This window comes from Stenotrophomonas sp. STEN035 (assembly GCF_056759935.1).
The window spans coordinates 15,565-30,582 of sequence record NZ_JBRRDY010000024.1 but is presented as its reverse complement, the minus strand read 5'-3'; the positions used below and the strand labels follow the sequence as shown (position 1 = coordinate 30,582).

Annotated in this window: 12 protein-coding genes; 6 read left to right on the top strand and 6 right to left on the bottom strand. The window is 64.1% G+C overall.

All coding sequences use genetic code 11. The features are described 5' to 3' along the window. The first annotated feature begins 13 nt into the window (after nt 1-13). The 3 genes from ACVOLL_RS13665 to ACVOLL_RS13655 all read left to right on the top strand — a co-directional run bounded on the left by ACVOLL_RS13665 (nt 14) and on the right by ACVOLL_RS13655 (nt 3,102). Nucleotides 14-1,012 (top strand): HlyD family secretion protein, encoded by a 999-nt coding sequence (locus ACVOLL_RS13665; RefSeq protein WP_481513392.1) that lies wholly within the window; start codon nt 14-16, stop codon nt 1,010-1,012. A gap of 64 nt (nt 1,013-1,076) precedes the next feature. Then, entirely contained in the window at nt 1,077-2,168 is a 1,092-nt protein-coding gene (locus ACVOLL_RS13660; protein WP_481513391.1) for a PA0069 family radical SAM protein, read from the top strand. Between the two features lie 547 nt (nt 2,169-2,715). After that, entirely contained in the window at nt 2,716-3,102 is a 387-nt protein-coding gene (locus tag ACVOLL_RS13655; RefSeq protein WP_481513390.1) for a hypothetical protein, read from the top strand. 118 nt (nt 3,103-3,220) lie between these two features. Here the strand turns inward: ACVOLL_RS13655 and ACVOLL_RS13650 are convergent, their stop codons facing one another. The 3 genes from ACVOLL_RS13650 to ACVOLL_RS13640 all read right to left on the bottom strand — a co-directional run bounded on the left by ACVOLL_RS13650 (nt 3,221) and on the right by ACVOLL_RS13640 (nt 5,871). Continuing rightward, nucleotides 3,221-3,925, bottom strand: a complete 705-nt coding sequence (locus ACVOLL_RS13650) for a 2OG-Fe(II) oxygenase (RefSeq protein ID WP_481513389.1) — start codon at nt 3,923-3,925, stop codon at nt 3,221-3,223. Beyond that, complete coding sequence (locus ACVOLL_RS13645) at nt 3,922-4,353, bottom strand: nuclear transport factor 2 family protein (RefSeq protein WP_481513388.1); 432 nt, start codon at nt 4,351-4,353, stop codon at nt 3,922-3,924. The genes ACVOLL_RS13650 and ACVOLL_RS13645 overlap by 4 nt, the downstream gene beginning before the upstream one ends. Before the next feature lie 504 nt (nt 4,354-4,857). Next, nucleotides 4,858-5,871 carry a class 1 fructose-bisphosphatase gene (locus ACVOLL_RS13640; protein WP_481513387.1) on the bottom strand — a complete coding sequence of 338 codons (1,014 nt, stop codon included), beginning with the start codon at nt 5,869-5,871 and terminating at the stop codon, nt 4,858-4,860. A gap of 287 nt (nt 5,872-6,158) precedes the next feature. Here ACVOLL_RS13640 and ACVOLL_RS13635 point away from each other — a divergent pair, with 287 nt between their 5' ends. Further along, the gene (locus ACVOLL_RS13635) at nt 6,159-7,394 is read left to right on the top strand and encodes an MgtC/SapB family protein (RefSeq protein ID WP_481513386.1); all 1,236 of its coding nucleotides are present in this window, start codon (nt 6,159-6,161) and stop codon (nt 7,392-7,394) included. Between the two features lie 298 nt (nt 7,395-7,692). Here ACVOLL_RS13635 and ACVOLL_RS13630 read toward each other — a convergent pair whose 3' ends face one another. Continuing rightward, nucleotides 7,693-8,895, bottom strand: a complete 1,203-nt coding sequence (locus ACVOLL_RS13630; protein WP_481513385.1) for an amino acid aminotransferase — start codon at nt 8,893-8,895, stop codon at nt 7,693-7,695. A gap of 175 nt (nt 8,896-9,070) precedes the next feature. Between ACVOLL_RS13630 and ACVOLL_RS13625 the strand changes: the two genes are divergently transcribed. Together ACVOLL_RS13625 and ACVOLL_RS13620 are read left to right on the top strand one after the other, a co-directional pair. Further along, the gene (locus ACVOLL_RS13625) at nt 9,071-11,191 is read left to right on the top strand and encodes a TonB-dependent receptor family protein (RefSeq protein WP_481513384.1); all 2,121 of its coding nucleotides are present in this window, start codon (nt 9,071-9,073) and stop codon (nt 11,189-11,191) included. A 268-nt stretch (nt 11,192-11,459) separates the two neighbouring features. After that, nucleotides 11,460-11,783 (top strand): hypothetical protein, encoded by a 324-nt coding sequence (locus ACVOLL_RS13620; protein WP_481513419.1) that lies wholly within the window; start codon nt 11,460-11,462, stop codon nt 11,781-11,783. Nucleotides 11,784-12,171: 388 nt separating this feature from the next. On the opposite strand, the gene adhP is transcribed toward ACVOLL_RS13620, so the two are convergent. Together adhP and adh are read right to left on the bottom strand one after the other, a co-directional pair. Further along, on the bottom strand, nt 12,172-13,200 hold the full coding sequence (gene adhP / locus ACVOLL_RS13615; RefSeq protein ID WP_481513383.1) for an alcohol dehydrogenase AdhP: 1,029 nt from the start codon (nt 13,198-13,200) through the stop codon (nt 12,172-12,174). Between the two features lie 109 nt (nt 13,201-13,309). Further along, a complete protein-coding gene (gene adh, locus ACVOLL_RS13610; RefSeq protein WP_481513382.1) occupies nt 13,310-14,839 on the bottom strand; it encodes an aldehyde dehydrogenase in 1,530 nt (509 codons plus the stop codon). Nucleotides 14,840-15,018 lie beyond the last annotated feature (179 nt).

The window sequence follows — 15,018 nt, the reverse complement described above, 5'->3', positions numbered from 1 at the left end:
TGAGGATGTACCGATGAAAACCGCCAGCCTGATACGAGGCGGTGTCACCACGGTGGTGGTACTGCTGGCCGCAGTGCTTGCCTATGTGGTCTGGCACCAATACATGCTCAGCCCGTGGACGCGCGATGCGCGCCTGCGTGCGGAGGTGGTGCGCATTGCGCCGGACGTGTCCGGCCTGGTCACCGAAGTGGCCGTGCACGACAACCAACTGGTCAAGCAAGGCGAGCTGCTGTTCGTCATCGACCGCGACCGCTATGCACTGGCGGTAGCCAAGGCCGAAGCCGATCTGCAGGCGGCCGAAGCCGCTGCGCGCGCTGCTGGCGCGTCGATCTCAGCGGCGAGTGCTGGTGCCAGTGCCAGCCAGGCCGAGTTCCGTATGCGCCAGGAACAGGCACAGCGCCGCGCCCAGCTCGACGGCATCGTCTCGCGCGAATCACAGGCCGATGCCCGTGCCGTTGCGCAGGCCGCACAGGCCAGCTGGAAGCAGGCACAGGCCAGCGCGCATGCCGCCAGCGCTGGTAGTCAGCAAGCCAGCGCCGCCCTGCAACAGGCGCGGGTGACGCTGCAGCAGGCGCAGCTGGAATTGGCCCGCACCGAAGTGCGCGCAAGCGCCGACGGCACCATCACCAACCTCGACGTACGCGTGGGCGACTACGCCGCCGCCGGTCAGGCGCGGATGGCGCTGGTCGCCAGCGAAGGCATGTGGGTCTACGGCTACTTCGAGGAAACCAAGCTCCCCAAGATCCATCGCGGAGACCTTGTGGATATCCGCCTGATGGCCGGCGGCGTGCACCTGCAGGGCAAGGTCGAAGGCATTGCCACCGGCATCGCCGATGCGGCAGGCCCCACCAGCAGCAACCTGCTGGCCGAAGTGGAGCCCACCTTCAACTGGGTGCGGCTGGCGCAGCGCGTGCCGGTGCGGGTCAGCATCGATCCGCAGTCGGTACCGGCCGATGCCGTGCTCAGCGCCGGCATGAGCGCCACTTTGGTGATCAAGCCCAAGGCCGGCTGAAGCGCGATCCGGATGAATGCGGGGCGTCGCAGATCCTGCGACAACCGCGCGTTAGCGTAGGCGCATGCCTACCCCGATCAAGGGCCGCGGTGCCAGCACCTACCTGCCCGGCCGTTTCGAAACCCAGATCAGCGAAGCCGTCGATGACGGCTGGGCGGTCGATGAGAGCGAGGAATTCGCTGCCGCCCGGCTGCGCACCGATGTGCGCCCGGAAACCGCGCGCAGCATCATCAGCCGTAACAACTCGCCGGACGTGGGCTTCAGCCAATCGGTCAATCCGTATCGCGGCTGCGAGCACGGTTGTTCCTACTGTTTCGCACGGCCGACGCATGCCTATCTGAATCTGTCGCCGGGGCTGGATTTCGAAACCAAGATCTTCGCCAAGACCAACGCAGCCGAGGTCCTGCGGCGTGAGCTGTCCAAGCCCGGCTACGTACCGCAGCCTATTGCCTTGGGCATCAACACCGATGCCTACCAGCCCATCGAACGCAAGCTCGGCATTACCCGCCAGCTGATCGAGGTGATGCAGGAAACCCGGCATCCGTTTTCGCTGATCACCAAGAACGCGCTGGTCGAGCGCGACATGGATCTGCTCGCGCCCTTGGCCGAACAGCAACTGGTCAGCGTGCATTTTTCGGTGACTTCGCTGGACCCGCATCTGTCAGCCAAACTCGAACCGCGCGCATCTGCTCCGCATGCTCGGCTGCGCGCAATGCGCAGGTTGAGCGATGCCGGCATTCCGGTCGGCGTGATGGTGGCGCCAGTGATTCCGTGGATCAACGACGCCGAACTGGAATCGGTGCTGGAGGCCTCACGCGATGCTGGTGCCAGCAGTGCCGGTTACGTGCTGTTGCGCCTGCCCTACGAAGTGGCGCCGCTGTTCCGCGATTGGCTGGATGCGCATTACCCACAGCGCGCGGAGCACGTGATGAGCACCATCAACCAGCTGCGCGGTGGCAAGGACTACGACAGCCAGTTCGGCAAGCGCATGCGTGGCGATGGCGTGTATGCCGATCTGCTGGCAAACCGTTTCAAGCTGGCCAGCAAGCGACTGGGTTTCAATGCATCGCGCCAGCAATGGCCTTGGTTGGACTGCAGCAAGTTCATTGCACCGTTGCCGCCGAAGAAGCCCTCGCTGCAGGGCGAGTTGTTCTAGACGAGTTACGTTCTTCCTTCAACAACCACATACGAATCTGGGGTGTGCGAGGTTGGGACAACTCCCGTTGTGAACCAGTCGCGGCGTTGCTAGGTTCGCCATCAGGTGGATAGGACAGTGCAATGTTCAAGAAGAACGTAGATTCCAAAAGCGCTTTCGGTATCGCGGATCCATTGAAGCGAGAGTTCATGGCAGGGTTCTGCATTGGTGTAGTCGTTGGCTTGGGACTGGCAAAATTAGTCGGGCTCTTTGCTTAGCAGTGCGCCAGCCAGCTGTGCACGGAAGGCCTCCTGCTGAGGTGAGCTGTTCCAGCAGCACTGTAGTACCCAGCCATGCTCGGCATTGCACAGTGTCGCTTGTGTAGGAGCGGCGTAAGCCGCGAAACCGGCAGCAATGAAATTGCAGGTATCCCGACCTCGGATCGATTGTCAGCTTCGCGGCTTACGCCGCTCCTACAAGGCATTGCTGGTAGAGCTCCAGCGGAACATGGCTCTGCTCTACATGAGGTGAGCTACGCTATCGCCTGAATTTCGTGGGCCAAGAATCCATGCGCAGGCAATACCACTTCCGTCAGAGCAAGGCAGGTTTGTTGGCCTGGGACGTGCACCGTTTGATTGCTCTGAGCCGTGATCTGCCCGTCTCGAAGATTGCACTATCAGCAATCAGTGAGCTGGACGAAGCCTATTGGTGGGACGCTGACGCATCACCACCGACATGCAGGCAAGTGATCGAGCACATGCAACTGGTGAACGCCGCGAACCTGCAATATCCGATCATCCTCTGCCCGCAGGGACGGGTGATGGATGGCATGCATCGCGTGGCCAAGGCAGTGCTGCTTGGGAAGGAAGATATCGCGGCGGTACGCTTGCTTGAGCTGCCTCAGCCCGATCATGTTGGTGTTGACCCCGACGATCTCTGCTACGACGACGTTTGAGATGTGTTTCTCATTGTAGTGCCGAGCCATGCTCGGCAGAGGTCTTACCGGTAAAAGCCCCAGCGGAGCACGGCTCCGCTCTACCCAAGAACGAGCTCCCCCGCAGGAGCGGTTGGAACTAGCCATCCTCGCCATACAAACGCTGCGCCGACTGGAACAAGATCCAACTCGTCGCAATGAACTTATCCCCACCCTGCGGCCGATTGCCGCGATGGGTATGGGTGAATGCCGTAGGCGCGATCAATAGGCTGCCAGTACGTGGCACCACCTTGCGCTGCTGGAACAGGAATTCGGTCTCGCCATCGTCGAAGCCGTCATTGAGGTACAGCGTCCACAGCAGGTGCCGGTGCAGGGTTTCACCGCCAGGGTCGCGCGGGAAAAGCTCGCAGTGCCAGTAGGGATAGCCGCCCTCGCCCGCCGTATACCACTGCAGGTTGATTGCACCCGGACGCAGACAGGTACGCGCAAGTTCGGATAGCGCGGCATCATCCATGGCGGCGAAATCATCCGCACTCAGTCGTCGCGCCTGGCCTTCCGCATCGGGCACCTGCAGCATCAACGGCGAAATCAAAACCTGTGGATAACGCCGCAGGTAATGCAGCATGCCGTTGAACACTGCCTGCTGCAGGCGCTGCTCGACATCGCGCCAGCCGTCGTTGCCACTGATGCGCAGGTCGTGGCTGCGTTTGAGTTCGGGGAACACGCCACTGCCGACCTGGCCGGGTTTGAGCTGGGTGCTGCGACGCAGGCGCTCTACGATGGCCGCGCAATCTGCAGCAGTCAGAGCGTTGTCATAGACCTCGATGAAGTCGGGCACGCTCATTGCGTGGCCTCTGCCAGCCGCGAGGAATGCGAGGCCAGCATCTGCCATTGGCCATCGCGCAGCAGCCAGACGCGGGTGAAGCGGAACCTGCCCTCCCAGGGTTTGCCATCGCTGATGGCGGCCTGCACGCTGGTGCCGGTGATTACGGCGGTGTTGCCATGCTGGCGAACCTGCACGTCTTCGTTGTCGATGCGGGTGTTGCGGCGCTGGCGGGTTGCCAATTCGTGCAGGTAGTCGGCCTTGTGTTGTACGCGGCCGTCGGAATGGGTGAGCAGCCAGTCTTCAGCAAGCAAAGGAGCAAGAGCCTTGGCATCACCTTGCAGGCGCAGCTGGTTCCATGCCGTATCGGCTTGTTCCAGCGTTGCCGGTGTTTGTGCCCAGGCCCAGCCGGGAGCCAGCAACATCAACAGCAGAATCCATGTGCGCATCGACGGTATCTCCGGAGAGCTACCGCCGATGGTGGCGCGAACCGCCCCGCATGTGTAGTGCCGAGCCATGCTCGGCAGGGGCTTTCCCGGCAATGCCTGAAAGGCCCCAAAAACCAACCCCTCCCCAACCCTCCCCTTGCCTGCGGCAAAGGGAGGGAGCAGAAGCGCAGTGCCGAGCCATGCTCGGCAGGGGCTTTCCCGGCAATGCCTGAAAGGCCTCAAAAACCAACCCCTCCCCAACCCTCCCCTTGCCTGCGGCAAAGGGAGGGAGCAGAAGCGTAGTGCCGAGCCATGCTCGGCAGGGGCTTTCCCGGCAACGCCTGAAAGGCCTCAAAAACCAACCCCTCCCCAACCCTCCCCTTGCCTGCGGCAAAGGGAGGGAGCAGAAGCGTAGTGCCGAGCCATGTTCGGCAGAGGCTTTCCCGGCAATGCCTGAAAGGCCTCAAAAACCAACCCCTCCCCAGCCCTCCCCTTGGCCTGCGGCCAAAGGGAGGGAGCAGAAGCTCAGCCCTGCAGGTCGTGCTCGCGGTGGTAGCGGGTGGCTTCGGCGACTTCGTTCTTCGAGCCGAGGAACACAGGCACGCGCTGGTGCAGCTGGGTCGGGGCGATGTCGAGGATGCGCTCGCGGCCATCGGTGGCGGCGCCGCCGGCCTGCTCTACCAGCAGCGACATCGGGTTGGCTTCGTACATCAGGCGCAGCTTGCCGGCCTTGGATGGGTCCTTCTTGTCCCACGGGTAGATGAAGATGCCGCCGCGGGTCAGGATGCGATGCACGTCGGCCACCATCGAGGCGATCCAGCGCATGTTGAAGTCCTTGCTGCGCACGCCGTCCTTGCCGGCCAGCAGGTCAGCAACATAGCCCTGCATCGGTGCTTCCCAGTGGCGCTGGTTGGACATGTTGATGGCAAATTCCTTGGTGTCCGCCGGCACCTGCATGCCGCGCTGGGTCAGCACGAACTCGCCGGTTTCACGGTCCAGGGTGAAGGCGTGGGTGCCATGGCCCACGGTCAGGACCAGCATGGTGCTGGGCCCGTAGATGCAGTAACCAGCGGCGACCTGCTGGGTGCCCGGCTGCAGGAAGTGCTCGTCGCCCGGCTTATCCACACCCTTGGGCGAGCGCAGCACCGAGAAGATGGTGCCGACCGAGACGTTCACATCGATGTTGGAGCTGCCATCCAGCGGATCGAACAGCAGCAGGAAGTCGCCCAACGGGTATTCCGACGGCACCGGCTGGCTGTGGTCCATTTCCTCGGAAGCGCAGGCGGCCAGGTGGCCACCCCAGGCGTTGGCTTCGAGCAGGATCTCGTTGGAGATCACGTCCAGCTTCTTCTGCGCCTCACCCTGTACGTTGCCGGTGCCGGCATCGCCCAGCACGCCGCCCAGGGCGCCCTTGCTGACGGCGATCGAGATGCTGGTGCAGGCGCGGGCGACCACGGCCACCAGCTGGCGCAGGTCGGCGTTGATGCGCTTGGCATGCTGTTCTTCGATCAGGAAACGGGTCAGCGACGTACGGGACATGGACGGCAACTACCTTCAGACGAAAGGGGCGCTATTGTCGCGGCTGGCTCCACTTTTAGCGAGCCGCGGCCAGACTTTGTCTTTCTGTGGACAAATCTGGACAGCGCCTGCCAGCCGGTGCGTTGCGCAGTTGCATTGGCGAGGAAAAGCCCCGTCATGGCGGGCGCAGTCGGGTTATCCACAAGCGTTTGGGGATAATTCCATGACGGAATGAGATGTGGATAAGTCCGTGGGTATTGGCTTTATCCACAGGCCTCGTACCATTCAGGGCCTTGCTGGAGAACACGATGGATTGGAACCAGGCCACACACGGTTTGCTGACCGCGCTGGGCATCGGCTTGCTGATCGGCGCGGTGCGCGAGCGCCAGCACGGCGGGCGCAAGAGCTTGCAGGCCGGTGTTCGTACGCATGCGCTGTCGGCTTTGTTGGGTGCGGCCGCGCTGATGCTGGGCCAGGCGGTATTTGTGGTCGCGCTACTGGCAGTGGCTGCGCTGGCATGGACCAGCTACCGCGTCACTTCGCGTGAAGATCCCGGTCTGACCGGCGAAATCGCCCTGTTGATAACTGTGCTGCTGGGCGGCTTGGGCATGCAGCAGCAGGCGCTGGCCGCTGCGCTGGGTGTGGTGGTGGCGATCCTGCTGTGGGCCAAGGCGCCATTGGCGCGGCTGAGCCGAGAAGTGATCAGCGACCAGGAAGTGCGTGACGCCCTGTTGCTGGCCGCCTGCGCGCTGGTGGTGCTGCCGATGCTGCCCGACAGCGCGGTCGATCCCTGGGGCGTGCTGGTGCCGTCCAAGCTGTGGCAGATCGTGGTGCTGGTGATGGGCGTGGGCATGCTCGGCCATATCGCGCTGCGGGCGGTGGGCGCGCGCTGGGGCTTGCCAGTGGCCGGGTTCTTTTCGGGCTTCGCCTCCTCGACCGCGGCTGTGGCCGGGTTTGGCCGCAGCAGCCGCGCCGCGCCGGCCCTGGTGATGCCGTCGGTGGCGGCTGCGTTGCTGGCGAATCTTGCCTCGTTGCTGTTATTTGCTGCCGTTATCGGCACGAGTTCGGCGACGTTGTTGAAGGCGACGGCATGGCCGCTGGCGGCAGCGTGCCTGGTTCTGCTGTTGTGCTCGGCGCTGGGGTTGCGCCATGTGGCCGATGAAGTGGTGCCGCAGGGGCCGGCCAGCAAGGCCTTTCAGTTGAAACATGCCTTGCTGATCGCGCTGGTGATTGCGGTGGTGCTGCTGTTGTCCGAAGGGCTGCGGCAGTTGTTCGGGCAGGCCGGTGCCCTGGCTGGGGCGACGATTGCCGCATTGGGTGAGTTGCACGCGGCGGCGGCGAGTATTGCTGGGCTTACTGCGTCTGGTGGCCTGGAATTGGCGCAGGCGCGTTGGGGTGTGGTGGCGCTGCTGGCCTCGGCGTCATTGGCCAAATCGGTGCTGGCGTTTGCCAGTGGTGGTGGGCGCTACGGCGCTGGCGTGGCGATTGGGCTTGGGGCGATGGTGGTGACTGCGGTGGTGGTTACCTGGGTGGTGCCGGGGTAGCTGCTGGATATCCACAGGGGGTTGTGGATAAGGCTTTGGAAAAGCAGGAGCTGGAGCAACGGCACCCCTCCCCAACCCTCCCCTGCGCTTCGCGCAAGGGAGGGGGTAAAAGCTGCAGTTTGCGATATGGCGAGGGCTGCAGCCATTGCCCCCTCCCTTTGCCGCAGGCAAGGGGAGGGTTGGGGAGGGGTGCTTTAAATCTCCAAAGCCTTTATTCCACAGCCTTATCCACAACCCTCAAGCCACAAAAAAGCCCGGGTTTCCCCGGGCTTTTCATCACATCAGCAGCAACGATGCATCAGCCGCGGCTGACGTCGTAAACCGCCTTTGCCACGTAATCCAGGTTGTTCTGGCTCAGTGCGGCAACGCAGATGCGGCCGGTGCCGACGGCGTAGATGCCGTAGTCGTCACGCAGCTTGTCCACCTGTGCCTTGCTCAGGCCCGAGTAGGAGAACATGCCGGCCTGCTGCTGGATGAAGCCGAATTCCGGCGCGCCCAGGGCGGCCAGCTTCTGCACCATGCCGGCACGCAGGGCGTGGATGCGCTCGCGCATTTCGGTCAGCTCGGCTTCCCACACGCCACGCAGCTCGCCACTGTTCAGCACGCCGGCGACAAGCGCGGCGCCGTGGGTAGACGGGCTGGAGTAGATGGTGCGGATGATGCGCTTGACCTGCGACTGCACGGCCTTGGTCGAGGTCGCATCCGGGCCCACCACCGACAATGCACCGACGCGCTCGCCGTACAGCGAGAACGACTTGGAGTACGAATTGGCGACGATGAAGCTGTCGATGCCGGCGTCGGCGACGATGCGCACGGCCTGGCCATCCTGGGTGATGCCCTTGTCGAAGCCCTGGTAGGCCATGTCGATGAAGGGGAACAGCTGACGGTCCTTCATCAGCGCGGCAACCTGCTTCCACTGCTCGGTGCTCAGGTCGGCACCGGTCGGGTTGTGGCAGCAGGCGTGCAGCAGCACCACGGTACCCGGCTGCAGCTTCTGCAGGTCGGCCAGCATGCCGGCGAAGTCCAGGCCGTGTGCGGCGTTGTCGTAATAGGTGTAATCGACCACGTCAAAACCGGCGGCGCCGAACACGGCGCGGTGGTTTTCCCAGCTCGGGTTGCTGATGGCGATGGTGGCGTGCGGCAGCAGGCGCTTCAGCAGATCCGCACCGACGCGCAGCGCACCGCTGCCGCCAACGGTCTGCGAGGTCGCGACGCGGCCGGCGGCCAGCAGGTCCGAAGCTTCGCCGAACACCAGCTTCTGGGTGGCCTGGGTGTAGGCCGGCAGGCCATCGATGGGCAGGTAACCGCGCGGTTTGGCCTCGGCGGCCAGCGTCTGCTCGATCTGCTTGACGGCGCGCAGCAGCGGAATGCGGCCGCTTTCGTCGTAGTAGATGCCCACGCCAAGATTGACCTTGGTGGTGCGGCTGTCAGCGTTGTAAGCCTCGGTCAGACCCAGAATCGGGTCACCAGGTACCTGTTCCACGTTTGCAAAGAAGGACACGGCGATACTCGTATCAGTGGCGGGGAGTGGGGGTGTTCGGCGCGGGATGCAGCAACGACGCGCTCAGAACCGCATCATCCTAACAGGGCTGGAGCCCGCTGGCCGTAGGGTTTCAGCTGGAACTTCAGCGCGCGGGGCAATGACGTTGCCTGCGTGGATCGGAGATGATGGCCGGATGCGTACCTGTAATCGGTTTTTCGTGTTCTCGGGGCTTTTGCTGGCGTGGCCGGCGATGGCCGACGAGTTGCCCGCCACCACCCTGGATCGGGTGCAGGTCCAGGCGGCCAAGGTCCACGCGGTGGATGATTTCGACCTGCCCGCCGCCAGCACCACGTTGGCGCTGGACGCCGACGGCAATGGCCGTGGCGCGCAGGTATCCGAAGTGCTGGGCGCCGTGCCCGGCTTGCTGGCGCGGGATCGTCAAAACTACGCACAGGACACCCAGCTGTCGCTGCGCGGCTTTGGCGCGCGCTCCACCTTCGGTGTGCGCGGGGTGCGGCTGCTGGTCGACGGGGTGCCGGCGACCATGCCCGATGGCCAGGGCCAGCTCTCGCACTTCAACGTATTTGGCGCCGACCGGGTGGAGGTGCTGCGCGGGCCGTTCTCGGCGCTGTACGGCAACTCCTCCGGCGGCGTGTTGCAGCTGTGGAGCGCGGACGGGCAGGACGGCGATCCGTGGCGGCTGCGCAGCAGCCTTGGCAGCAACAACACTTCCAGCACCGGTGTGCAGCTCAAGGGCCTGGCCGGGGCCATGCATTACAACGTGGCGGCCAACCATTTCCGTACCGATGGCTGGCGTGCACACAGCGCGGCCCGCCGTGAATCGGTGAATGCGCGGTTGGGTTTTGATCTGGCGGCAGGCCAGCGGCTGGAGCTGCTGTTCAACGGCTTCGATTCGCCGCACGCGCAGGACCCCTTGGGGCTGAGTCGCGAACAGGTGCGCGAGAACCCGCGCCAGGCCACCGCCGTGGCCAGCCAGTACAACACCCGCAAGTCGGTGCGGCAGACCCAGCTCGGGGCGGTCTATAGCGCCGAGCGTGGCCAGCAGACCTGGCGGCTGATGGGCTATGCCGGGCAGCGCGCGGTGGAGCAGTTCCTGGCGATCCCGCCGGGGCCGCAGAACAGTCCCCTGCATTCGGGCGGGGTGATCGATCTGGACAGCGATTACGGCGGCGTGGACGCGCGCTGGGCCTGGCATGGGCAACTGGCGGGCAAGCCGCTGGAGCTGGTGATTGGTGCAAACGCTGATCGCCAGCAGCAGCACCGCACCGGTTACGAGAACTTCATCGGCAGCACCCTGGGCATCAAGGGCCGGCTGCGCCGCGACCAGAACGACCGCGTGCAGAACATTGATCAGTTCGCGCAGGCCTGGTGGCAGTTGAGCCCGCGCTGGTCAGCATTGCTTGGTGCGCGCCACAGCGAGGTGCAGTTCCGTTCGCGCGACCGCTACATCACCGCCAGCAACCCCGACGACAACGGCCGCCGTGACTACTCGGCGACTACGCCGGTGGCCGGCCTGGTATTCCGCGCCAGCGACGATCTGCGTCTGTACGCCTCGGCCGGGCGCGGCTTTGAAACGCCGACCTTCAACGAGCTGGGTTATCGCGCCGATGGCGGCGCCGGCCTGGCCTTGGATCTAGCGGCCGGTAGCACGCGCAACTACGAGATTGGCAGCAAATGGCGTGCGCAGAGCGGTGCGCGCGTAGAGCTGGCGCTGTTCCGTGCCGACAGCGAGGACGAGCTGGCGGTAGCCACCAACAGCGGTGGCCGCAGCAGCTACCGCAACATCGGCGCGACCCGGCGGCAAGGTGTTGAGCTGAGCTGGCAGCAGCCGATTGCCGCCGACCAGCAACTGCAGCTGGCCTACACCTGGTTGCAGGCCAGCGTGCGCGAGGCCTACCTGACGTGTACCGGCCTGCCCTCGCCCTGCACCCAACCCAGCAATCTGGTGGCGACGGGTACCCGGTTGCCGGGCGTGCCGCGCCAGCAGTTGTTCGCGCGCTGGCAATGGCAGCCGGGACCATGGAAGTGGGCGGCTGAAGTGGTGGCTGCCAGCGACATCGGCGTGAACGATCTGGGCAGCGCCAACGCAGCCGGTTATGGCCTGTTGAACCTGGAGATGGCGCGGCAATGGCGCACATCACGCGGGCCGCTGCGCGCCTTCGCCCGTGTGGACAACCTGCTGGACCAGCGCTACGTCGGCTCGGTGATCGTCAACGACGGCAACCAGCGCTATTACGAACCGGGCCCGGAGCGCGGCTTCACGATGGGCCTGCAGTGGCAATGGGCGCGTTGAGCGGCGTCACCGCAAGCTGAGCGCGCGCACTTGGCCCCCTCCCTTTCGCGTAGCGAAGGGGAGGGTTGGGGAGGGGTGCTTTTGCTCCTGCCCTTGCTTTTGCCGTTGCGCCAACCATCGCAACAAGCATCTAAACACCCCGCTCACCCCCACCTAACAGCCCCGGGCGTATCTGTGAGCGCCCAACAGGGAGGGTTGTGCCATGTACCGCCCCGATCGCATCGAACACCCCATTGCACCAACCTTGTTTGGTGCCGATCCCAAGGTGATGCGGCGTGGCCGGCTAAGGCGCAATCAACATGCTGCCGACGAAGTGGCGCAGGATTTCGTCCAGTACAGCCTGGATGACTATGCGCGGCGCCGGCGTGGCGCCCGCGGTTGGCTGGATCTGCAACCGGCCTATGCATTCGCGCTGGCAACACACGCAGCGGATTGGCCGCGCGGCAGCGGCGACACCGACGTGGAACTTGCCGAGCATTGGGAGCAGGCACGCGGCGGCTCGCGATTGCGCTGGGAGCAGGTACGGGACCTGGTCGAAGACGCATGGCTGGCGCTGGACCGCATGCCGGTGGCAGCGGTGCACACACGCTAGGCAAGAAGGTGCGGAGGCTTTTGTGGGAGCGGCGTCAGCCGCGAAGCTGGCGATGCCTGGTTAGCAATTGATATGCAATCTGATGGTGCATGAGCTTTTGTGGCGTTGCCGCACCCTCTCCTGCCTTCGGCACGCAGCTGTTTTGTAGGAGCGGCGTCAGCCGCGAAGCTGGCAATGCGTCGCTACCGATTGGTATGCAACCTGATTGTGCGTGAGCCTAGCGGCTTCGCCGCCTCCCCTCTCCTGCCTTCGGCATCCTCTCCCGCAAGGGGAGAGGAGAAAAGCCACAGCCACAGCCAAAGCCAAAGCCAAAGCCAAAGCCAAAGCCCTCAAAAGCAACCCGACCAGCACACCCCGGGGGAGGTGCGGATGTGCTGGCCGGCTGCGGTCAGGCGTTGAAGTCCAGAACCACGCGACCTTCAATTGCACCTTCATGCATGCGCTTGAAGACCTCGTTGATGTTCTCCAGCTTGTCAGTGCTCACCGTCGCAGCCACCTTGCCTTCGGCAGCGAACTGCAGCGATTCCTGCAGGTCCAGGCGGGTGCCGACGATGGAGCCGCGAACGGTGATGCCATTTAGCACCATGCCGAAGATGTCCAGCGGGAAGTCACCCGGTGGCAGGCCGTTCAACGACACCGTGCCGCCACGTCGCACCATGCCCAGTGCCTGCTCGAAGGCCTTGGGCGATACCGCCGTCACCAGGGCGCCATGCGCGCCGCCGATTTCCTTCTTCAGGAAGGCAGCCGGGTCGGTGTTGCGGGCATTGACGGTGATGCTGGCGCCCAGGCGCTTGGCCAGGGCCAGCTTGTTGTCGTCGATATCCACCGCGGCCACGTTCAAGCCCATCGCCTTGGCGTACTGCACCGCCATGTGGCCGAGGCCACCGATACCTGAGATCGCCACCCAGTCACCGGGCTTGGTGTCGGTGACCTTCAAGCCCTTGTAGACTGTGACGCCCGCGCACAGGATCGGCGCGATCTCGACGAAGCCCACTTCCTTGGGCAACAGGCCGACGTAGTTGGCATTGGCCAGCGCGTACTCGGCGAAGCCACCGTTCACCGAATAACCGCTGTTCTGCTGCGCTTCGCACAGGGTTTCCCAGCCGCCCAGACAGTGCTCGCAATAGCCGCAGGCCGAATACAGCCATGGAATGCCGACGCGGTCGCCTTCCTTGATGTGGGTAACGCCCGCACCGACGGCAACCACGTGGCCGACGCCTTCATGGCCGGGAATGAACGGGGGATTCGGCTTCACCGGCCAGTCGCCTTCAGCGGCGTGCAGGTCGGTATGGCAGACGCCACAGGCCTCGATCTTGACCAGGATGTCGCCGGCGGCCGGGCGCGGCACGGTTACTTCTTCAATCACCAGCGGCTTGCCGAATGCGCGGACTACGGCCGCCTTCATCGTCTTGTCCATCAATGGATCTCCTTTGCGGGGGATAAGTCCAGCTTCGCGCCAAGCGTGGCCTGGCGCCTTGATCCAGATCACGCCCGGCCAGTGCCGACCGGGCGCATCCGGGCTTGGTTCAGAAGAAGCCCAGCTTTTTCGGCGAATAGCTGACCAGCAGGTTCTTGGTCTGCTGGTAGTGGTCGAGCATCATCTTGTGGTTTTCGCGGCCGATGCCCGACTGCTTGTAGCCGCCAAACGCGGCATGTGCCGGATAGGCGTGATAGCAGTTGGTCCACACCCGCCCTGCCTGTATCGCACGACCCATGCGGTACAGGCGTGAAGCGTCGCGGCTCCACAGGCCGGCACCGAGGCCGTACAAGGTGTCGTTGGCGATCTCCAGCGCTTCTTCTTCGGTCTTGAAGGTGGTCACCGATACCACCGGCCCGAAGATCTCCTCCTGGAAAACGCGCATCTTGTTGTGGCCCTTGAACACCGTCGGTTTCACATAGAAGCCATCGGCCAGGTCGCCGCCTAGCTGGTTCTGCTCGCCACCGATCAGCACTTCGGCACCTTCGGCCTTGCCGATCTCGATGTAGGACAGGATCTTCTGCAACTGCTCCTGCGAGGCCTGCGCACCCACCATGGTGTTCGGATCCAGCGGGTTGCCCTGCTTGATCGCGGCTACCCGTGCGAGTGCGCGCTCGATGAATTTCTCGTAGATCGATTCCTGGATCAGCACCCGCGACGGACAGGTGCAGACCTCACCCTGGTTGAAGGCGAACATCACGAAGCCCTCCACCGCCTTGTCGAGGAAATCATCGTCCTCGGCCATCACGTCGGCGAAGAAGATGTTCGGCGACTTGCCCCCCAGCTCCAGCGTCACCGGAATCAGGTTCTGGCTGGCGTACTGCATGATCAGCCGGCCGGTGCTGGTCTCGCCGGTGAAGGCGATCTTGGAGATGCGCGGGCTGCTGGCCAGTGGCTTGCCCGCTTCCAGGCCGAAGCCGTTGACGATGTTGAGCACGCCCGGCGGCAGCAGGTCGCCAATCACTTCCATCAATACCAGGATCGAGGCCGGGGTCTGTTCGGCCGGCTTCAGCACCACGCAGTTGCCAGCGGCCAGTGCCGGTGCCAGCTTCCACGCCGCCATCAGCAACGGGAAGTTCCATGGAATGATCTGCCCGACCACGCCCAGCGGCTCGTGGAAGTGATAGGCCACGGTGTCGTTGTCGATCTGCGACAGGCTGCCTTCCTGCGCGCGCAGGGCACCGGCGAAATAGCGGAAGTGGTCGGCCATCAACGGCACGTCGGCGTTGAGGGTCTCGCGGATCGGCTTGCCGTTGTCCCAGGTTTCGGCATGGGCGATCAGCTCGAGGTTCTCCTCGATGCGGTCGGCGATGCGGTTGAGGATGTTGGCGCGCTCGGTGGTGGAACGTTTGCCCCAGGCATCCTTGGCGGCGTGGGCGGCATCCAGCGCCAGCTCCACGTCCTCGGCGTTGGAGCGTGCCACCTGGGTGAACACCTTGCCGGTAATCGGCGTGGTGTTGTCGAAATACTGGCCACTGCGCGGGGCCACCCATTCACCGCCGATGTAGTTGCCGTAGCGGGCTTTGAACAGGGACTGCGGGTCGGTGGCATGCGGTTTGGCGGACAGGACTGCGTTCATCTGTGGAATCTCCGGTTCAGCGGTGTGTGGGCCGCGTGTGTGGCGGTGGCTACAACAGGCGCAAGAGCGATGCCAAGTTCCGCCTGTTGCGTTGCGGCACGATGAAACGTCATTGATTGCTGAGATGCGGTGGTGGATTTGCTGCACTGCGAAACCACAGGTGATTGCAGCGCCCGCTC